This window comes from Acinetobacter sp. WCHAc060033 (assembly GCF_004209125.1).
Taxonomy (GTDB): Bacteria; Pseudomonadota; Gammaproteobacteria; order Pseudomonadales; family Moraxellaceae; genus Acinetobacter; species Acinetobacter wuhouensis.
In genome coordinates this window covers 64,585-84,893 of record NZ_SGSW01000011.1, presented here as the reverse complement: position 1 = coordinate 84,893, position 20,309 = coordinate 64,585, and the positions used below count along the sequence as shown (strand labels likewise).

The window sequence follows — 20,309 nt, the reverse complement described above, 5'->3', positions numbered from 1 at the left end:
ATAAACACGATACATATTAAAAATAACGATTAATTCAACAAATTCTTGCTGATTAATGATAAAAGTAGTTTAAACTTTCAAATCAGTAGAAAAAAACAATGAAATGCTTGGTGAAAAAAAGTAAATAAACTTTTCCCCATAGCGGATTGTGATTACAATTGGTTGTTTAAAATATTCGTTAAACTTTTATTTTTTTTGTATTGAAGAATTAGACCGTGACCAAACCTCAGCAAAGCACACCAAAACACGTCATGATGATGGCGGCGGGTACGGGTGGACATGTATTTCCTGCATTGGCAGTTGCAAAAGAGTTGCAACAACAAGGCAGTCAAGTATCTTGGCTCGCAACACCGACAGGTATGGAAAATCGATTATTAAAACAACATAATATTCCTATTTATCAAATTGATATTCAGGGTGTGCGTGGCAATGGGATTGTCCGTAAAGTTGTAGCACCTTTTAAAATTTTAAAAGCGACACTGAGCGCAATGCGCTATATGAAACAGCTTAAAGTCGATGCTGTTGCAGGTTTTGGTGGTTATGTTGCAGGTCCTGGTGGGCTTGCTGCTCGCTTATTGGGTATTCCTGTGATTATTCATGAGCAAAATGCGGTAGCAGGTTTTACCAATACGCAATTGTCACGTATTGCCAAAACAGTCTGCGAAGCATTTCCAAATACTTTTCCTCAAAGTGAAAAAATTGTCACCACAGGCAATCCTGTGCGTGCAGAAATTACAGCGATTTATAATCCATCATTTCGCTATAAAGAACGTGAAACCAATGCTGAGCCTTTACATATTCTCATCGTCGGTGGTTCTTTGGGTGCGCAAGCGTTGAATGAATGTGTACCACAGGCTTTAAAACAGCTCAATGTGCCATTAAAAGTATTTCATCAATGTGGTCAAAATAAGCAAGAGACCACTCAAGCATTGTATGCAGATGCGCCTGAAGATATGCAGGTTGAAGTACAGCAGTTTATTGAAGATATGGCGCAAGCTTATAGCAATGCTGATTTAATCATCTGCCGTGCAGGTGCGTTGACTGTAACAGAGGTGGCAACAGCGGGTGTAGCAGCTGTTTTTGTACCATTGCCAAGTGCAGTTGATGATCATCAGACTGCCAATGCAAAATTTTTGGAGAAAACGGGTGCAGCGAAGATTTGTCCGCAAAGTACCATGACTCCAGATTCGTTAAAGGATTTACTGACTCCGTTGATGAACCGCCAATTGTTAATGGAAATGGCGGTGAAAGCTCGTCAACAAGCTCAACCAGATGCAACACTACGTGTGGTTGGTTTAATTCAAGATTTGTAAGTTAGAGTTGATTATGTCTCCAACAAGCCCAGCTGATAAAGCAAAAAACCTGATTAAAGTTCCAGAGATGCGCCGTATCAAACATATCCACTTTGTGGGGATCGGTGGCGCTGGAATGTGCGGTATTGCAGAAGTGTTGAAAAACCAAGGCTACAAGGTTTCTGGTTCTGACATTAAAGCATCGAAAACCACTGCTCAACTTGAAGAAAACGGAATCAAAGTTTATATCGGACATAGTGCTGAAAATATTAAAGGCGCCAATGTCATCGTTGTATCTACAGCGATTGATCCTGAAAACTTAGAAGTGAAAGCTGCAATAGAAACACGTACGCCTGTAGTGCGTCGTGCTGAAATGCTCGGTGAGTTAATGCGTTACCGTCATGGGATTGCTGTTGCAGGTACACACGGTAAAACCACAACGACAAGTCTAGTGACGTGTATGTTGGCAGAAGAAAACATGGATCCAACTTATGTGATCGGTGGTTTGCTGAATCGTACGGGTGTGAATGCTGCACTCGGTGCGAGCCGTTTTATTGTGGCAGAAGCGGATGAGTCTGATGCATCATTCTTACACTTAGAACCAATGGCTGCGATTGTGACCAATATCGATGCAGATCATATGGACACGTACGGTGGTAGTTTTGATGTATTGAAAGATACCTTTGTCAAATTCCTACAAAAAATGCCGTTCTATGGTTTGGCGGTGGTGTGTGGGGATGATGCAAATATTCGTGAAATCATGCCGCGTATCGGTCGTCCAGTGGTGACTTATGGTTTCAATGAAGACAATGATATTCGTGCGATTGATATTGAACAAACAGGCATGCAATCGAGCTTCACAGTGTTGCGCAAAGGTCGTGAACCGTTACGTTTAACCATTAACTTACCTGGTTTGCACAATATCTTAAACGCACTTGCTGCAATTGGTATTGCAACCGATGAAGGTGTTTCTGATGCTGCGATTGCACGTGCTTTAGAGAGCTTCAGTGGTGTAGGTCGTCGCTTCCAAGTTCAAGGTGAATATGAGCTGGGCGAAGGCACGGTAAAATTAGTGGATGACTATGGTCACCATCCGAAAGAAGTTGAAGCTACGATTAAAGCTGCACGTGCGAGCCATCCTGATCGTCGCTTGGTGATGATGTTCCAACCACACCGTTTTAGTCGTACGCGTGACTGTTTTGATGATTTTGTTGACGTGTTGTCACAAGTTGATCAATTGTTGCTATTAGAGGTATATCCTGCAGGTGAAAAGCCAATTGTGGGGGCGGATAGTCGCTCTTTGGCACGTAGTATTCGTTTACGTGGTGAAGTTGAGCCGATCTTAATTGACCCAGTGGAAGGCAATTTGCAGAACGCGATACAAAAAGTGTTACAAGCAAATGACTTGTTATTAACACAAGGTGCGGGTAACGTGGGAGCAATTTCGGTAGAATTGGCTCAAAACCAACTTTATTTAAAATAATTGAGTAAGCTTTATTCGGAAAAGTTGAATAAAGCCCTGAAATTTTAAAATTGACTAACTTATAAGTTTAAGGATTTAAACGTGTCAAATGCTTCTAAATTCGGCAAAGTAGCGGTATTGCTTGGTGGTAAATCTGCTGAGCGTGAGGTGTCATTAGATAGTGGTAAAGCTGTTTTAGAAGCATTATTACGTTCAGGTGTGAATGCTGAAGGCTTCGATCCACAAGAACGTAGCGTGACGGAACTTGTAAACTATGATCGTGCATTCATCGTATTGCATGGTCGTGGTGGTGAAGATGGTCAAATCCAAGGCGCTTTAGAATGGATGAATGTACCTTATACAGGTACAGGTGTTCAGGGTTCTGCGATTGGCATGGACAAAGTGAAAACCAAGCAAATTTGGCAAGGTTCTGACTTACCAACTGCACCATATCGCATTATTTCAAAAGATTCTGATTTAAAAGAAGTGATTGAAAATCTTGGCTTACCACTCATTATCAAGCCTGTACATGAAGGTTCAAGTGTAGGGATGAGTAAGGTTGAAAAAGCTGAAGATTTGATTGCTGCAATTGAAAAAGCAACAAAGCATGACGCGATTGTGATGGCTGAAAAATGGATTACGGGTCGTGAATATACGATTTCATTCCTTAATGGTCAGCCTTTGCCAGTAATTCGCTTACAACCACCTGCGGATGTTGCTTTCTATGACTATGAAGCAAAATACAACCGTAATGATGTGGAATATGGTATTCCATGTGGTTTGAGTGAAACTGAAGAGAAAAACCTACAAGCGCTTTGTCTACGTGCCTTTCAAGCTGTGGGTGCAAGTAGCTGGGGGCGTATTGATGCGATGTTGGATGAGCAAGGTAACTTCTGGTTATTGGAAGTGAATACTGTACCGGGGATGACGAGTCATTCGCTTGTGCCTAAAGCAGCCAAAGCTGTAGGGTATAGTTTTGATGAATTATGTGTTGAAATTTTAGCGCAAACGCTAACGGAACAAGCACACTAATTTATGGCTCAACTTCCTGCTTCGATGCGCCGTAAAAAGGCAGCAATTACATCAATACATGATAAGCCACCGACACGTCAGGATAAGCTCTTAGACCTCGGTAGTTGGGTATTGATGTTTGTTGCAATTGTTGTATTACTTGCAGGAATATATGGTTTATATAAGGTGGTGACTGATGCACGTGTTGCCACCTTAGAAGTTGTAGGTACAACTTCATCTGTAGAATCTGCTGCGATGACTCAGCATTTGGCACCTGTGGTTAAAAATAATTATTTCACTTCGGATTTGGAGCAAATTCGAGATAAGGCGCTTGAGGTGTCTTGGGTAGATCGTGTTGTGGTCTCTCGTGCATGGCCAAATGGTATTCGAGTGCGTGTTATGCCACGTCATGCAATCGCACGTTGGGGAACGGGGCGATTGTTGAGCGATGCTGGAGATGTTTATACAGAGGCTGTGGCGAAAAACCATTCAAATTTGCCATTGCTTCATGGGCCACTCAGCCAATCCAAAGTGATGATGCGTCGTTATAATGAAATTAATCAATTATTTCACCCAGTCAATTTACGCTTAAAAGAGCTTTATCTGACTGAGCGTATGACTTGGTTTATGCAGTTTGATTCAGGTCTGCGCATTATTGTTGATCAAGATCAAACCATGAGTAAACTGCAACGTTTGAGTCATTTAGCACAAACAGACCTTAAGCAAGTTTGGCCAAATATTGCTGCTATTGATTTGCGCTATCGAAATGGATTGTCGATTCAATGGCGTAATTCAGTTGCACCCAAAATTATGAATGGTCAGTTTGTTGTAACCAGTAATGACACAGCCGTTGCAGGTGGGGTCGTTGCACAGCCATAATACGTGGCTTGAAAAAGAGGCGTAACGCCAAAGATAAACAATGAAGATAATGGTAGCAAAGTGATGAATGAAGCTGTTCCCTCAGTTGTTGCAATTGACATTGGGACACATAAAGTTTCAGTACTGATTGGAAAAGTACATGCCCCTGATAATATTCAGGTTATTGGTATGGCGAGCGCACGCAATAAGGGAATGAATAAAGGCAAAATCGTTAGCCTTGATAAAGTCACAAATGCAATTAAACAAGCCGTTCAAGAAGCTGAAGATATGGCTGAATGTCGCATACATTCAGCATGGGTCTCTATCCCAAGTACTGAATTACAAAGCCATTATGCAATTGGGCGTACACCGATTTCGAATGCTGAACACACCATTACCACAACTGAAATGGTGCGTGCTTTGGAGTTGGCAAAAGCGAGCCATATGACTGCGGATCATTACTTGGCAAGTGCTGTGCCACTTGGTTTTGAGTTGGATGATTCAAGTGAATGGGTACAAAACCCGATCAACTTATCAGCAAATAGTATGACTGCACATTATCAACTGATGATGATGCCAATTAGCACCATGCAGAATTTAGATCGTGCCATGAAAGGTGCCAATATTTCTGTAGAAAAAATGGTGGTCTCTTGCTTGGCAACAGCAGAAGGTAGTTTGTTGAAAGACGAAAAAGAATATGGTGTGTGTTTACTGGATATTGGTGCGGGAACGACCAATATTGCAGTTTATATAGAAGGACACTTGGTTCTTGCTCATACCATTCAGTGTGGTGGTGAAAATGTAACTCGTGATATTGCAACCGTTTTACAAACCACCACTGAAGAAGCTGAACGTATCAAGCTATTACATGGTTGTGTGGACATTCACCAAGTAAAGCCAGACCATATGATTCAGTTTGAAGCGATCGATGGACCACAAACCATTAGTCGTATTGAATTGGCTGAAATCATTATCGCACGTTATGAGGATATCCTCAGTAAAGTGCGTTATGAATTAGAGCAACGTGGTGCTTTACAAAGCTTATATCATGGCGTGGTTTTGACAGGTGATGTTTGTCAAATTGAAGGTATGGTGAATTTAGCGCGTCGCATGTTAGGTGTCTCAGCGCATTTAGGTAATCCACCATTACAAGTTGTAACGGATGATCAGCACTTACCATCACTACGTCGTTCAATGTATGCTACAGCAGCTGGACTGCTCTTATTTAGCCAAAGTGATATGCAAGAAGCGATTGAAGAGCCAGAAGTTCAAGGCAGTCGTCCGTTTTTTGACAGAGTTGTGAATGGATGGAATGCTTTAAATAACAAATTAAAGGGTATTTTTTAGGTGTAATTTTCTGGGGAATATTGTTAGGAAGTTGTAAGTAAGCGAACCAATACTTGACAAGCTCTTTAATGAACAGCATCCTAAAAACAATTTTTATTATTGAAGATCAAGGCAGTATACGGGCTTAAGTGACTGCCAAATATATTAGGAAATTTAAAGGTCATGGCCTCATTTGAATTTTTAGACGATGAACAAACCGATAACAACGGTCAAGCCCGTTTTACTGTGTTTGGTGTTGGTGGCGGCGGTGGTAATGCTGTACAACACATGGTGCAATCTGACATCAAAGGTGTGAAATTTGTTTGTGCAAATACAGATAAACAAGCACTAGATCGTATGAATGCACCTTTCAAAATGCAGTTAGGTGAACAAAGTACACGTGGTTTGGGTGCAGGTGCAAACCCTGATGTAGGTCAAATTGCTGCTGAAGAAAGCCGTGAACAAATTCGTCAACACCTTGAAGGTGCAGACATGGTGTTTGTGACTGCGGGTATGGGTGGTGGTACAGGTACAGGCGCTGCCCCTGTCGTTGCTGAAATTGCACAAGAAATGGGTATTTTGACAGTTGGTGTGGTAACTACACCATTCAATTTTGAAGGTCGTCGCCGTCAACGTTCAGCGGAAAAAGGCATTGAAGCTTTAGAGCAACATGTAGATTCTTTAATTATTATCCCAAACCAACGCTTACTCAGTGTTTATGGTGACATCTCTATGCAAGATGCTTACCGTAAAGCAGATGATGTATTGTTAAATGCGGTGCGTAGTATCTTTGATCTTGTAGTTCGTCCTGGTCATATCAACCTTGACTTTGCCGATTTAAAAACTGCGATGAGTACCCGTGGTTATGCAATGATGGGTGAAGGGAAGAGTAGTGGTCCAGATCGTGCGGAAGAAGCTGCACGTTTGGCGATCCGCAGTCCTTTACTTGATAATGTAAATATCATGAATGCCAAGGGTGTGTTAATTAACATCACTGGTGGTGCTGATGTGACATTACGTGAAACTGAAGTGATTACAGATGTGGTTAACCAAATCGTCGACCTTGAAGAAGGTGAAGTATTCTTTGGTACAGTATTTGACCCAGATGCACGTGATGAAATCCGTGTCACTGTGATTGCGACAGGTTTAACGCGTAATGCCAGTGATGCGACTGAAGCAAAACGTAGAACACATGTAAATGTTGCAAATACCTATGCGCAACAAACTCAACACAATGCGGTTGTTGATGAAGATGATGTCCCTGCGATCAGTAAGCGTCAAGAAGAAGGCGCGCCTGTTGTTGCCCCAAGCCCAAGTGGTCGTTCTACACCAATGAGCATTCAAGATTATTTGAAGAATCAACAGCGTAAATAATTGATTATTCTTGAAAATCATTAAGATCATCGAAAAAGGTAGTGAGATTCATTACCTTTTTTGTTTTTTATCAATGGCTAAATGTGCTAACGTATAGCGGATTTGAGAATGAATATCGAGTAAGCATGTTGAAACAACGTACCCTGAAGCGAGTCGTTAAAGCGAGTGGCATCGGTCTACATAGCGGACAAAAAGTCATGATTAACTTTTTGCCACATGTGGCGGATGGGGGTATTGTATTTCGTCGAATTGATTTAGATCCTCCTGTGGATATTCCAGCAGATGCGATGCTGATTCAAGAAGCATTCATGTGCTCAAACTTGGTCAATCAAGACACTAAAGTGGGTACGATTGAACATGTCACCAGTGCCATTGCTGGCTTAGGGATTGATAATCTGATTATTGAAGTTTCTGCTTCAGAACTGCCTATTATGGATGGTAGTGCGGGTCCGTTTATTTACTTGTTAATGCAAGGGGACTTGGTTGAACAGGATGCACCTAAGAAATTCATTCGTATTTTAAAGCCAGTAGAAGCTTTGATCGATGATAAACGTGCAGTGTTCACACCACATGATGGATTCCAGATCAACTTCACCATTGATTTTGATCATCCTGCCTTTGCTAAAGAATATCAGTCTGCAACTATCGACTTTTCAACCGAAACCTTTGTCTATGAAGTGAGTGGTGCACGTACTTTTGGTTTTATGAAAGACTTGGACTATCTAAAAGCCAATAATTTGGCATTGGGTGCAAGTTTGGACAATGCGGTTGGCTTGGATGATACAGGTGTCGTCAATGAGGAGGGCTTACGCTTTGCTGATGAGTTTGTACGACATAAAATTTTAGATGCTGTTGGCGACTTATATTTGTTAGGGCATCAGATTATTGCCAAATTTGATGGTTATAAATCTGGACATGCACTGAATAATCAACTTTTACGCAATGTGAAAAGTGATCCAACTAGCTACGAAATTGTAACATTTGATGACGAGAAGTTGTGTCCAATTCATTTTGTCAATGTGACATAAGTCATTGTCTTTAGTGGTCTGTGTTATAGTATAACGAAATTTAAAGCGATATAGATCACATTTTATCCATTCAAATTCGGTTTTTTATCTATTCTGTTTACTTTTTTTTGCTTGCCAAACGTAGTAAAGCTTGGCTAAGCTTAGGGTCGCTCACAAAACTAGCAGCATTTTCTAACATTTCTGATGTTTCAGGTGGAATGTTACGAATCATTTTTGTGAGTTGCGGGTTTGTTTCAGTATTGTTATTTTGAATACGCAAGCGGACTTGTAATTTTTGTAAATCATGTAATTCATTGATTTGTGATAATTGAGAAATATACTGTTTTTGAAGGTAACCGAGTTGACTAATCATGGCTTGATTTTCACCGGTAATAGTCAAAATACCGTATTGATAACATACAACTTGCCAATCCTCAGGCTGAGGTAAGTGCGGTTGAATTAATTTAGTAAGTTTTTGCCATTCGGCAACTTGCTTTGTAAGAAACGATAAGTTTCCTGTTTTTACGTGTTGTCTTGTTGGTTGAAAGACGTTTTTTGGTTCAGACATACATTATTCCTACATAGTGATGTCCTATCTTAAGCGCTCATTTCAGCGGATATCAAGGATGAGATCACACAAGAAATGGACGAAGAACAGTTCAAGAGGTTTTTATGTACACGCGACGTATTCTTTTAGCATTCACTCTGGCAACTGCTGCCGTGACTTCTGCATCAGCAGATATGGTTCAATCTACAGATCGTTTAGAACATTTATCAAGAACTTTAGCTCAAGGTGCATACAATCCAGATGATTTGGATTTACCTGCTTCAGCAAAAATGAATGTATCTTTACGCAGTCAGGACAAACCAATCGAATTAAACAATGCCAGTATTGCTAAAAAATACGGTTCAAGTTCTACAACAAGTTCTTCTTCTCGCTATTCTGCAAATTCTCCTTATTCTTGGTTAGTCACGCATCCATTACCAGATTTGAAACGTGTCAGCTCTGACTTTGGTGGTCGTACGATGGGTGGACGTGCAGAAAACCATTCTGGTTTAGATATGTCTGCGCCAAGCGGTACACCGATTTATGCAACAGGTCCTGGAATTGTAACCAAATCAGGTTGGGGTACAGGCTATGGTCAATATGTTGAAATTAACCATGGCAATGGTTATATCACGCGTTATGCGCATGCTTCACGTCTCATTGCTCGTGTCGGCGATCAAGTGAAAGCTGGTGAACATATTGCCAATGTGGGTTGTACAGGCCGTTGTACGGGTCCGCATTTACATTATGAAGTAGTAAAAGATGGTCAACGTAAAAATCCATCTACTTACTTAGCGATGCTGCCATAATTCATTCAGTCTATTTGCAAACATAAAGTGATATTTTGCTGAGTCCTTGATTAATAAAGTCGCGTTGAAGCGTCGAGTATTCAGACTATCACTGAATAAAATTTAGTTTGTATAAAAAACCGCCTATATTGGCGGTTTTTTGTTATTTTAAGTGTTATTTGGTCAATGACTATTTAGTTCCTAAATAATAGCAACAATCTGCATTCATCTGTAACGATAACTTAACAAGCCTAAAACATGATACATATAACATATAGAAAATTATTCAAGGAGTAGGCGAGAAATGGCGTATTACGGTGATACTGACGCGCAGGAAACTCAAGAATGGCAAGATGCCTTTGATTCTGTGTTACAACATATGGGTACAGAACGTGCTGCTTTCTTATTAGAAAAATTATATCAACAAGCAATTTCTAAGCATGTTCCTATTCAACGTTTAAATACTCCCTATTTAAATACCATTCCAGTTGCGGAATCTCCAGCTATGCCTGGCGATCCAGATATGGAACGTCGTATTCGTGCATTGATTCGTTGGAATGCGTTGGCGATGGTACTACGTGCCAATAAAACAGGTGATGATCTTGGTGGTCACTTGGCAAGCTTTGCATCTTCTGCAACGCTTTATGATGTGGGTTTTAACCATTTCTTCCGTGCCAATAGTGATAGCTTTGGCGGTGACATGATTTATTATCAAGGTCATTGTGCGCCAGGGATTTATGCACGTTCTTTCTTGGAAGGTCGTTTAACTGAAGATCAATTAAATAATTTCCGTCGTGAAGTCGGTGGTCAAGGTCTTTCAAGCTATCCGCATCCATATTTGATGCCTGATTATTGGCAGTTCCCAACGGTATCGATGGGTCTAGGTCCGATTATGTCGATCTATCAAGCGCACATTCAAAAGTATTTGATGAACCGTGGTTTGATCAAAGAAGAAGATCGTAAAGTGTGGGCTTATCTCGGTGATGGTGAAATGGATGAGCCTGAAAGTCTAGGCGCAATTTCGCTGGCTGGTCGTGAGAAGTTAGATAACTTGATTTGGGTGGTGAACTGTAATTTACAGCGCCTAGATGGTCCAGTGCGTGGTAATGGTAAAATCATTCAAGAACTTGAGTCGGTTTTCCGTGGTGCTGGCTGGCGTGTGATAAAAGTTGTTTGGGGTCGTCATTGGGATTCTTTACTTGATAAAGATACTTCTGGTGCATTAAAAGCACGTATGGAAGAAGCTGTCGATGGTGATTATCAACGCTATCAAGTAAAAGGTGGTGCATATACACGTGAGAAATTCTTCGGTAAATATCCAGAAGCTGCTGAATTAGTTAAAAACCTTAGCGATGAAGATATTGATAATCTAAATCGTGGTGGACATGACCCATACAAAGTTTATGCAGCCTATGCAGCAGCGATGACCAGTAATGGTCAACCTACTGTAATTCTTGCGAAAACGGTGAAAGGTTATGGCTTGTCGGATGAGATTGAAGCAGTCAATAAAACGCATCAAATCAAGAAAATGCAAATTGATTCTTTGAAGTATGTGCGTGATCGTTTCAACTTACCATTTACCGATGATCAACTTCAAGACGTTCCACTATATCGCCCAAGTGAAAATTCACCTGAAATAAAATACATGAAAGCGCGTCGTGAAAGTTTAGGTGGTTATTTACCTGCACGTCGTAAAGAAAGCGAAGTATTACAAATTCCTGAACTTTCTGCATTTGATGGTGTATTGAAAGGCAGTGGTGATAAAGAACAATCGACTACGATGTTAATGGTGCGTTTGATTGCTGCATTGTTGAAAGACAAGGCGATTAAAGACCGTGTTGTGCCTATCGTACCTGATGAAGCACGTACTTTCGGTTTGGAAGGGATGTTCCGTCAGTTAGGGATCTACGCTGCTCATGGTCAAAAATATACGCCAGAAGACCAAGAACAGTTGATGAACTACCGTGAAGCTAAAGATGGTCACATGCTTCAAGAAGGGATCAATGAAGCAGGTGCGATGAGTGCTTGGTCTGCATTGGGTACTAGTTATTCAACCAATAACTTGCCAATGATTCCGATGTATATGTATTACTCGATGTTCGGTTTCCAACGTATTGGTGATATTGCATGGGCCGCTGGTGATTCACAAGCTCAAGGTTTCTTACTCGGTGCGACAGCAGGTCGTACAACCTTGAACGGTGAAGGTTTACAGCACCAAGATGGTCACTCTCATATCTTGGCAAATACTATTCCAAACTGTGTGTCTTACGATCCTTGTTTTGGTTATGAGTTGGCTGTGATTGTGCATGATGGTTTAAAACGCATGTATGTCAATCAAGAACGTGTGTTCTATTACTTAACAGTGATGAACGAAAACTACGAACACCCAGAAATGCCTGAAGGCGTGGAAGAGGGGATTAAACGTGGTATGTATCAGTTTGAAAAAGATGAAAAAGCCACTGTTCAATTACTCGGTTCTGGTGTGATTCTGCGTGAAGTGATCAAAGCCGCGAAAATCCTACGTGATGAATATCAAATCCATTCTAACGTGTGGAGCGTGACCAGCTTTAACGAATTGGCACGTGATGGTATGGCTGTTGAAGAATATAACCGCTTACATCCACTTGAAGATGGTCAGGAATCTTGGGTGTCTAAGCAGTTGCGTGATACTGACGGTATTGTGGTTTCTGCAACAGATCATATGCGCGCATATAGCGAACAAATCCGTGCTTATCTTCCAGATGGTCGTCCATTTGTCGCATTAGGTACTGATGGTTATGGTCGTTCTGATACGCGTGGTAATTTACGTAGCTATTTTGGTGTAGATGCTGCACATATCGTTGTTGCGACATTGAAAAAATTAGCGGATGAAGGTGAAGTGGATGCACGCTTAGTGAAAGATGCGATCTCTTCATTTGAATTAGATGTAGATCGTCCAGTCGCTTGGTTACCGCAAGCTCATCCATCTGTACAAGAAGTTGCAGCCTATGCTGAACCGACTGAGGAGAAATAATAATGCAAATTAAAACTCCTGATATTGGTGTAGATAAAGCCACCGTCGCTGAAATTTTAGTGAAAGTGGGTGACACAATTGCAGTCGATGATAGCATTGTGTTGCTTGAGTCAGATAAAGCCTCTGTTGAAGTGCCAAGCACTTCGGCAGGTGTAGTGAAAAGTATTGCGGTTTCGGAAGGTGATCAAGTTTCAGAAGGTGAAGTGCTGATCGAAGTTGAATCTGCTGAAGCGGAAACAACACAATCAGAGCCTGCACAAGTTGAAGAAAAAGCTGAAGCAGTCCCTGCACAAATTGAGACAGTGACAGAACAGCCTAAAGCTGCGACTGCACCTACAGCAACAACATCACAGACAGTTGAAGTGAAAGTCCCTGATATTGGCGTGGAAAAAGCCCTTGTCGGTGAAATCCTTGTTAAAGCTGGCGATGAAATTGCAGTAGACGATAGCATCGTGGTGGTTGAGTCTGACAAAGCGACTGTAGAAGTTCCAAGTACAGTGGCAGGTACAGTTGAAAGCGTGATCGTCAAAGAAGGCGATAGCGTCAAAGAAGGTGTGGTTTTAATCACGGTTAAAACAACTTCTGCTCAAACTACAGCAGCTGTTGCCGAAACCAAACAAGCGCCTGTTACTTCTGCACCTGCTGAAGCGCCAAAAACTGAAGTGAAGCCTGCACAATCAGGATCTGTAGACATTGCTGTACCTGATCTAGGTGTGGACAAGGCTTCAGTGTCTGAAATTTTGGTCAGCGTTGGCGATCGTGTTGAAAAAGATCAAAGTCTTGTTGTGGTTGAGTCTGACAAAGCTTCAGTTGAAGTGCCAAGTAATGTCTCTGGTACGATCAAAGTGATTCATGTCAGCGAAAATCAAAGCGTCAAACAAGGTATGCCTTTGGTCACGATTGAAGGTGTTGCTGATGTACAGCCATCGGAAGTTGCTCAAGAAAAAGTAGCAGTACCAGTTGCTGAAACGAAAACGGCACCTAAAGCTGAAAAAGTCGTTGAGCCACACGCGCCTGTAGCAGATGGTTCGGATAAACTCAGCAAAGCGCAACAAGCTGAAAATGCCAAAGTCTATGCAGGCCCTGCGGTACGTAAACTCGCTCGTGAACTCGGCGTATTATTGGCACAAGTTGAGTCTTCAGGTCCGCATGATCGTGTGGTGAAAGAAGATGTTTTTGCTTATGTGAAACAACGCTTAACTGCACCGCAACCTGTACAAACAGCAGCTGCACCAGTGGCTTCAGGTTTACCGGCATTACCAGACTTTAGTGCATTTGGCGGTAGTGAAATTGCGCCAATGACACGCTTACAGCAAGTGTCTGTACCGCAATTGTCATTAAATAATTTCATCCCGCAAGTGACACAGTTTGATTTGGCAGACATTACCGAGCTTGAAGCTTGGCGTGGTGAACTCAAAGGTAAATTTAAACAAGATGGTATTAGCTTAACGATTCTTGCGTTCATTGCTAAAGCTGTGGCTTTCTTACTGAAAGAAGAGCCGTATTTTGCAGGGCACTTGGCGGATGATCAAAAGTCAGTATTATTGCGTAATGAAATCCATATGGGGATTGCAGTAGCAACACCAGATGGTTTGACCGTACCTGTGTTACGTAATCCTGATCAAAAATCAATTAAGCAAATTGCGATTGAACTCGGTGAGCTGAGTAAAAAAGCCCGTGATAAGAAACTTTCTCCGAAAGACTTACAAGGTGCAAACTTTACCATTACCAGTCTAGGTTCGATTGGTGGAACCGCATTTACGCCTTTAGTGAATTGGCCACAAGTGGCGATTTTGGGTATTTCACCTGCAACCATGCAACCTGTGTGGAATGGTGAAGGCTTTGATCCGAAGCTGATGTTGCCACTGTCATTGTCATACGATCACCGTGTGATCAATGGTGCGGATGCAGCACGTTTTACCAATAAATTAACTAAGCTATTAGCCGATATTCGTAATATTTTGCTCTAAGTTAAAATTGAGTTTGAAATGAAACCTCGCTACGGCGGGGTTTTTTGTAGTAAGGAATTTATTGATGTGCTTTGGATAAATGTCATTGAAAATAAGTCAAATGCTCTTTAAAATAAACTCACACTTCATTGGGGAGTAGCCGCTATTCATTTTTAAAAATGAATAGGTGATGGTCAACATAATTGTTCAACAGAACATGGTCATCATAGCAAAGAACCAATTTTGCTGAATTTTCAAATATTTCGGCAAAGTTTTGTTGGCAAGACCTTTGATTTATCACTCCGCGTTGGATAGGTGACTATTCATATTGGCTAGCAGGAGGGATAAGTCATCGGTAAATATTGCTAGCCAGAGACTCCGACATGTTACATGCCTTCCTCATCTCTTTAGTGGTTGTTGCTTTATCCGAAATGGGCGATAAAACACAATTACTCGCATTACTTCTTGCTGCACGTTTTCGTAAACCTGTTCCTATTCTGATTGCTATTTTCTTGGCAACAGTCGTCAATCATGGTGTTTCTGCTGTACTTGGACAGTGGATTACCACGGTGTTGAGCCCTACTATTTTGTTATGGATTGTATCGCTTGGTTTTATTGCTATGGCTGGATGGATGTTGATTCCAGATGAATTAGATGATGAATCTGAAAGTATCAATAAATGGCAAAAATATGGAGTTTTTGGCGCAACTTTTGTACTGTTTTTCCTTGCGGAAATTGGCGATAAAACCCAAATTGCCACAGTCGCTTTAGCTGCACGCTTTGACAGTATCGGTTGGGTGACTTTAGGAACTACGCTTGGGATCATGTTGGTGAATGCACCAGCGGTATTCATTGGCAATAAATTGGCAGATAAGCTACCGATTTCCCTGATTCATAAAATTGGTGCGCTGATTTTCCTTGTGATCGGTGTTGCGGCATTGGTACAGCATTATTTTTTCTAAAACTCATTCCATCCTCTCATTGTCTTTAAAAAAACCTTACCTAATGTAAGGTTTTTTTATTTTTTGAGAATAATCACACAAATTATTATTCAACTTCTGTTGTATATTTATTGTAACTTTAAAGAAAACCTTATATGTTGTAAGTGATAAGTAAAGATTTATTTTAAAAAAGGTTTTGGGGTTTTCACAATGGCTTTAGATCGCACCACGTCGCAGGTTTTGTATGATGATGGCATACATAAATGCATCAGTTTTACCAGTTTGGTTAAAGGAGAAGGCGTACAAGCCAACCAGTTTTTGATCTTAAATAATGAGCGTGCTGCTGTTTTAGATCCAGGTGGTGATTTAACTTATGTTCCTTTAACCATGGAACTGAATAAATATACTCGTCTACAAAACCTAGATTATGTGATGGCTTCTCACCAAGATCCTGACATTATCACTTCTATGCCACGTTGGTTGGTCTATACTGATGCTAAAGTGGTTGCATCTAAGTTGTGGGCACGTTTCTTACCGCATTTAAACTCAGCATTTATGAGTGATCGTATGAAAGGTGGTTGGTTGGAGCGTTTGATTGAGCTTCCAGACCAAGGTGGTTCTATTCCATTGGGGAAAACTGAAATTAAAGTGATTCCTGCACATTTCTTACATTCAGTGGGTAATTTCCAATTTTATGACCCAATTTCTAAAATTTTATTCTCTGGGGATATGGGGGCATCAATTGTAGATGACGCTTCAACGCCTATTGATGATTTTAATGCCCACATTCCGACGATGCGTGGTTTCCACCAACGTTATATGTGTACTAACCGTGTAATTCGCCTTTGGGTGAAAATGGTTCGTCAAATGGATATTGAAATGATTGTGCCACAACATGGTAAGCCATTTGTGGGCAAAGATATGATCAATCAATTCCTCGACTGGATTGAAAATTTACAATGTGGCGTAGATTTAATGGACGAATCCGTATTTACTTATCCGCGATAAAATATACAAAAAGTTCACTAAAAAATATTGTGTTTGGGAATATTTTTTTTTAGGATTTAAGTCGCCAAAATCTATTTTAAACCTCTTTTACTGAATTAAAGTGAAAGAGGTTTTTTTGACCACGAGAATTTTAAAAATATGTTGTCTCAAATCCCTGCACAGGATGCGTGCTTAAGCTGTGGGGCGTGTTGCGCCTTTTTTCGAGTGTCTTTTTATTGGGCAGAGGGAGAGATCATGCCTGATGAAGTCGTCGAAGAATTAACCCCTGTTTATTCATGTATGAAAGGAACCAATCAAAAAAATCCACGTTGTGTCATGCTATCTGGTGAGATCGGGCAACAGGTCAGTTGCACTATGTATGAACAACGGAGTTCTTCATGTAAAGAAGTCCAAGCAGGCGATGCTCAGTGTAATAAAGCGCGTGCTGCACATAATTTAATTCCTTTGATCGAAATTGAACCTGTATTGCCGAGTAATGATGAAGATTTTGATCAAGTCTGTTGATTTGAATAGATGAGCCTCATCAACATGCTTTTTTTCGGGTTATTGCCAAGAAATGTTGACGTATTTAGGCTCTCAGATGAATTATAAATCTGGCTTGGTACTATCAAAACTCATTTATAATTCATTTATTATTTTGAATAAGCGCCTGAAAATTTAAGTAAAATAAAGAATCAAAGAATTCCTGATAATAAAAAATGAAATTTAAACTGAAATTTGTATATAATAGCTCACGGAAATTACCAGCGAGCCTGTTATGTTGACCATCGTTCAAGAAGCCCTAACCTTTGATGATGTCTTATTACTCCCTGCCTATTCAACAGTCCTTCCAAAAGATGTCTCTCTAAAGACACGCCTTACCCGCGGCATTCAACTGAATATTCCTATGGTTTCAGCAGCAATGGATACTGTGACTGAGTCACGTATGGCGATTGCGATGGCGCAAAATGGTGGTATCGGTATTCTACATAAAAACATGGATATTGCTGCTCAAGCTGCAGAAGTACGCCGTGTGAAAAAATTCGAAGCGGGCATGGTGAAAGATCCAATCACTGTAACCCCTGAAACCACGGTACGTGAATTGATTGCAATTACTCAAGCAAACAATATCAGTGGTGTACCTGTTGTTAAAGATGGCAAAGTTGTCGGTATTGTGACAGGACGTGATACACGTTTTGAAACCAATCTTGAACAACCTGTCAGCAATATCATGACAGGGCAAGATCGTCTTGTGACTGTTCGTGAAAATGAATCTAAAGAAAATATCCAAGCACTTCTTCAAAAAAATCGTATTGAAAAAGTGATCGTTGTTGGTGAAAACAACGAACTCAAAGGCTTAATTACGGTGACTGATTTCCGTAAAGCTGAATTGTATCCAAATAGCTGTAAAGATGAATTAGGTCGTTTACGTGTTGGTGCTGCAGTCGGTACTGGTGCGGAAACTCCAAGCCGTGTGGAAGCATTGGTTGAAGCAGGTGTAGATGCGATTGTGGTTGATACAGCACATGGTCATTCTGCAGGGGTGATTGAACGTGTACGTTGGGTGAAAGCTAATTTCCCTCAAGTACAAGTAATCGGCGGAAACATTGCAACAGGTGATGCTGCTTTAGCATTATTAGATGCAGGTGCAGATGCGGTTAAAGTAGGTATCGGTCCTGGTTCGATCTGTACCACACGTATCGTTGCAGGTATTGGTATGCCACAAATCTCTGCGATTGATAGTGTTGCCAATGCATTAAAAGATCAAATTCCTTTAATCGCGGATGGTGGTATTCGTTTCTCTGGCGATATGGCGAAAGCGATTGGTGCAGGTGCAAGCACGATCATGGTCGGTTCACTCATGGCAGGTACTGAAGAAGCACCTGGTGAAGTTGAATTCTTCCAAGGTCGTTACTATAAAGCATATCGTGGTATGGGGTCATTGGGTGCGATGGCGGGTGCGACTGGTTCTGCAGATCGTTATTTCCAAGACTCAAAAGCAGGTGCTGAGAAACTTGTTCCAGAAGGTATTGAAGGTCGTGTGCCTTATAAAGGTCCAATGGGCAATATCGTGCATCAAATGATGGGCGGTTTACGTTCATCTATGGGTTATACCGGTTCTTCTACGATTGAAGATCTTCGTCAAAATGCAAAATTTGTGAAAATTACCTCTGCGGGTATGCAAGAGTCACATGTGCATGATGTAACGATTACGAAAGAAGCACCAAACTACCGTGTAGGCTAATATTACAAGCTTTTCGCTTCATTTAGTATTTAGCTAAATGATCGAATGGCTTAGCCTTTTGTAGTGTTTTTATTGAAAAAAGCCGTCAGTTTATGACGGCTTTTTTATTTTGGTGTAAAGTAATCGAATTGAAAAATTAATCGTTATGTAACACATAATAAGTGGGTAAAAGATGAGTTATTTTGGAACAGACGGGATTCGTGGAAAATTTGGTGAACTCCCAATTACCCCAGAATTTGCACTTAAGTTAGGGTTTGCAGCAGGGAAAGTTTTAAAACAAATTAGTCCAAAATCAAAACCGATTGTGGTTTTAGGTAAAGATACACGTTTATCAGGGTATATTTTAGAAGCAGCATTACAAGCAGGTTTAAATGCCGCAGGTGTTTATGTACATTTGCTTGGTCCTTTGCCAACACCTGCGATTGCGCACTTAACACGTGCATTACATGCCAACTTAGGTATCGTGATTTCTGCATCACATAATCCATATTTTGATAATGGGATTAAATTCTTCTCAGATGAAGGTAAAAAACTGCCAGATTCGATTCAAGAAGCCATTAACAAAGAGCTTGAAAATGACATCGTAATCGAAGACACCGCGAACTTGGGTAAAAGTGTTCGTGTTAAAGATGCCAATGGTCGTTATATCGAATTTTGTAAATCAACTTTCCCATACCATTTCAATTTACGCCATTTAAAAATTGTGGTGGATTGCGCCAATGGTGCGGCATATAGCGTCGGTCCTGCGGTATTCCGTGAGTTGGGTGCAAAAGTGATTGCACTTTATAATGAGCCAGATGGTTTAAATATCAATAAAGATTGCGGTTCAACCCATCCTGAGAATTTACAAAAAGCAGTGATTGAACATCAGGCTGATCTTGGTGTGGCTTTTGATGGTGATGCAGATCGTGTTGTTTTAGTTGATCGTCATGGTAAGTTGGTCGATGGTGACCATATTCTGTATATTCTTGCGACTCAAGCTTCTCAAAAGCCAGCAGGGATTGTCGGTACAGTGATGAGTAATATGGCGCTCGAATTGGCACTTGAAAAAGCAGGGGTGCCTTTTGTCCGTGCTAAAGTGGGTGATCGCTATGTATTACAGAATCTTGAAGACAACAACTGGGTGACGGGTGGCGAACCATCAGGGCATATTTTGACTTTAGACAAGAGCACCACAGGTGACGCCATTATTGCAGCGTTGCAAGTACTGACAGTGATGGTTGAGCAAAATAAAGCTTTAGACGAGTTGGTTGCAGACTTTAAAGTACTACCGAATGTCTTGGTGAATGTACGTTTGGAAGAAATGTTTGACCCTTATTCGATTCCTGCATTGGTCGCTGAATTTGACCAAGTCGAAGCAAAATTGAAAGGTCGTGGACGAATTTTGATTCGTAAATCAGGGACTGAACCGATTATCCGTGTTATGGTAGAAGGCGATGATTTGCAAGAAGTAACTGATTTAGCAAATCATTTAGCAGATGCTGTACGTAAAAATGCAGTTTGATGATT

16 protein-coding genes and 1 riboswitch are annotated in these 20,309 nt (G+C 40.9%); of the genes, 15 read left to right on the top strand and 1 reads right to left on the bottom strand.

Annotated elements, in window-relative coordinates; all coding sequences use genetic code 11:
* Positions 1-215: 215 nt before the first annotated feature.
* The 7 genes from murG to lpxC all read left to right on the top strand — a co-directional run bounded on the left by murG (position 216) and on the right by lpxC (position 8,351).
* Positions 216-1,313 carry an undecaprenyldiphospho-muramoylpentapeptide beta-N-acetylglucosaminyltransferase gene (gene murG, locus EXE10_RS06815; RefSeq protein ID WP_130112832.1) on the top strand — a complete coding sequence of 366 codons (1,098 nt, stop codon included), beginning with the start codon at positions 216-218 and terminating at the stop codon, positions 1,311-1,313.
* A gap of 13 nt (positions 1,314-1,326) precedes the next feature.
* On the top strand, positions 1,327-2,775 hold the full coding sequence (murC, locus tag EXE10_RS06810) for a UDP-N-acetylmuramate--L-alanine ligase (RefSeq protein ID WP_068973010.1): 1,449 nt from the start codon (positions 1,327-1,329) through the stop codon (positions 2,773-2,775).
* A gap of 81 nt (positions 2,776-2,856) precedes the next feature.
* Positions 2,857-3,786, top strand: a complete 930-nt coding sequence (locus EXE10_RS06805; RefSeq protein WP_130112831.1) for a D-alanine--D-alanine ligase — start codon at positions 2,857-2,859, stop codon at positions 3,784-3,786.
* 3 nt (positions 3,787-3,789) lie between these two features.
* The gene (locus EXE10_RS06800) at positions 3,790-4,644 is read left to right on the top strand and encodes a cell division protein FtsQ/DivIB (protein ID WP_068973008.1); all 855 of its coding nucleotides are present in this window, start codon (positions 3,790-3,792) and stop codon (positions 4,642-4,644) included.
* A 63-nt stretch (positions 4,645-4,707) separates the two neighbouring features.
* Entirely contained in the window at positions 4,708-5,970 is a 1,263-nt protein-coding gene (gene ftsA / locus EXE10_RS06795) for a cell division protein FtsA (protein ID WP_068973007.1), read from the top strand.
* A gap of 162 nt (positions 5,971-6,132) precedes the next feature.
* Positions 6,133-7,323, top strand: a complete 1,191-nt coding sequence (gene ftsZ / locus EXE10_RS06790) for a cell division protein FtsZ (RefSeq protein ID WP_068973006.1) — start codon at positions 6,133-6,135, stop codon at positions 7,321-7,323.
* A gap of 125 nt (positions 7,324-7,448) precedes the next feature.
* On the top strand, positions 7,449-8,351 hold the full coding sequence (gene lpxC / locus EXE10_RS06785) for a UDP-3-O-acyl-N-acetylglucosamine deacetylase (protein ID WP_068973005.1): 903 nt from the start codon (positions 7,449-7,451) through the stop codon (positions 8,349-8,351).
* 97 nt (positions 8,352-8,448) lie between these two features.
* On the opposite strand, the gene EXE10_RS06780 is transcribed toward lpxC, so the two are convergent.
* A complete protein-coding gene (locus EXE10_RS06780; protein ID WP_130112830.1) occupies positions 8,449-8,898 on the bottom strand; it encodes a DUF721 domain-containing protein in 450 nt (149 codons plus the stop codon).
* Between the two features lie 104 nt (positions 8,899-9,002).
* Between EXE10_RS06780 and EXE10_RS06775 the strand changes: the two genes are divergently transcribed.
* The 8 genes from EXE10_RS06775 to glmM all read left to right on the top strand — a co-directional run bounded on the left by EXE10_RS06775 (position 9,003) and on the right by glmM (position 20,304).
* Positions 9,003-9,686, top strand: a complete 684-nt coding sequence (locus EXE10_RS06775) for a M23 family metallopeptidase (protein WP_130112829.1) — start codon at positions 9,003-9,005, stop codon at positions 9,684-9,686.
* Positions 9,687-9,969: 283 nt separating this feature from the next.
* Positions 9,970-12,678 carry a pyruvate dehydrogenase (acetyl-transferring), homodimeric type gene (aceE, locus tag EXE10_RS06770; RefSeq protein WP_087552601.1) on the top strand — a complete coding sequence of 903 codons (2,709 nt, stop codon included), beginning with the start codon at positions 9,970-9,972 and terminating at the stop codon, positions 12,676-12,678.
* Between the two features lie 2 nt (positions 12,679-12,680).
* On the top strand, positions 12,681-14,648 hold the full coding sequence (locus tag EXE10_RS06765) for a 2-oxo acid dehydrogenase subunit E2 (RefSeq protein ID WP_165382999.1): 1,968 nt from the start codon (positions 12,681-12,683) through the stop codon (positions 14,646-14,648).
* A 118-nt stretch (positions 14,649-14,766) separates the two neighbouring features.
* Positions 14,767-14,921, top strand: a riboswitch (yybP-ykoY riboswitch).
* 89 nt (positions 14,922-15,010) lie between these two features.
* The gene (locus tag EXE10_RS06760; protein WP_130112827.1) at positions 15,011-15,589 is read left to right on the top strand and encodes a TMEM165/GDT1 family protein; all 579 of its coding nucleotides are present in this window, start codon (positions 15,011-15,013) and stop codon (positions 15,587-15,589) included.
* A gap of 189 nt (positions 15,590-15,778) precedes the next feature.
* Positions 15,779-16,576, top strand: coding sequence for an MBL fold metallo-hydrolase (locus EXE10_RS06755; protein WP_068972999.1), 798 nt, complete (start codon positions 15,779-15,781; stop codon positions 16,574-16,576).
* A 138-nt stretch (positions 16,577-16,714) separates the two neighbouring features.
* Entirely contained in the window at positions 16,715-17,080 is a 366-nt protein-coding gene (locus EXE10_RS06750) for a YkgJ family cysteine cluster protein (RefSeq protein ID WP_086322735.1), read from the top strand.
* Positions 17,081-17,333: 253 nt separating this feature from the next.
* Complete coding sequence (guaB, locus tag EXE10_RS06745) at positions 17,334-18,800, top strand: IMP dehydrogenase (protein WP_130112826.1); 1,467 nt, start codon at positions 17,334-17,336, stop codon at positions 18,798-18,800.
* A gap of 172 nt (positions 18,801-18,972) precedes the next feature.
* Positions 18,973-20,304, top strand: coding sequence for a phosphoglucosamine mutase (gene glmM, locus EXE10_RS06740; protein WP_068972996.1), 1,332 nt, complete (start codon positions 18,973-18,975; stop codon positions 20,302-20,304).
* Positions 20,305-20,309 lie beyond the last annotated feature (5 nt).

Excerpts from the sequence above, each read along its gene's own strand:
- EXE10_RS06780 (WP_130112830.1), bottom strand. The coding sequence starts at position 8,898 with ATGTCTGAACCAAAAAACGTCTTTCAACCAACAAGACAACACGTAAAA.
- EXE10_RS06765 (WP_165382999.1), top strand. The coding sequence starts at position 12,681 with ATGCAAATTAAAACTCCTGATATTGGTGTAGATAAAGCCACCGTCGCT.
- EXE10_RS06800 (WP_068973008.1), top strand. The coding sequence starts at position 3,790 with ATGGCTCAACTTCCTGCTTCGATGCGCCGTAAAAAGGCAGCAATTACA.
- EXE10_RS06750 (WP_086322735.1), top strand. The coding sequence starts at position 16,715 with ATGTTGTCTCAAATCCCTGCACAGGATGCGTGCTTAAGCTGTGGGGCG.
- EXE10_RS06755 (WP_068972999.1), top strand. The coding sequence starts at position 15,779 with ATGGCTTTAGATCGCACCACGTCGCAGGTTTTGTATGATGATGGCATA.
- lpxC (WP_068973005.1), top strand. The coding sequence starts at position 7,449 with ATGTTGAAACAACGTACCCTGAAGCGAGTCGTTAAAGCGAGTGGCATC.
- ftsZ (WP_068973006.1), top strand. The coding sequence starts at position 6,133 with ATGGCCTCATTTGAATTTTTAGACGATGAACAAACCGATAACAACGGT.
- ftsA (WP_068973007.1), top strand. The coding sequence starts at position 4,708 with ATGAATGAAGCTGTTCCCTCAGTTGTTGCAATTGACATTGGGACACAT.
- aceE (WP_087552601.1), top strand. The coding sequence starts at position 9,970 with ATGGCGTATTACGGTGATACTGACGCGCAGGAAACTCAAGAATGGCAA.
- guaB (WP_130112826.1), top strand. The coding sequence starts at position 17,334 with ATGTTGACCATCGTTCAAGAAGCCCTAACCTTTGATGATGTCTTATTA.
- EXE10_RS06760 (WP_130112827.1), top strand. The coding sequence starts at position 15,011 with ATGTTACATGCCTTCCTCATCTCTTTAGTGGTTGTTGCTTTATCCGAA.
- murC (WP_068973010.1), top strand. The coding sequence starts at position 1,327 with ATGTCTCCAACAAGCCCAGCTGATAAAGCAAAAAACCTGATTAAAGTT.
- glmM (WP_068972996.1), top strand. The coding sequence starts at position 18,973 with ATGAGTTATTTTGGAACAGACGGGATTCGTGGAAAATTTGGTGAACTC.
- EXE10_RS06775 (WP_130112829.1), top strand. The coding sequence starts at position 9,003 with ATGTACACGCGACGTATTCTTTTAGCATTCACTCTGGCAACTGCTGCC.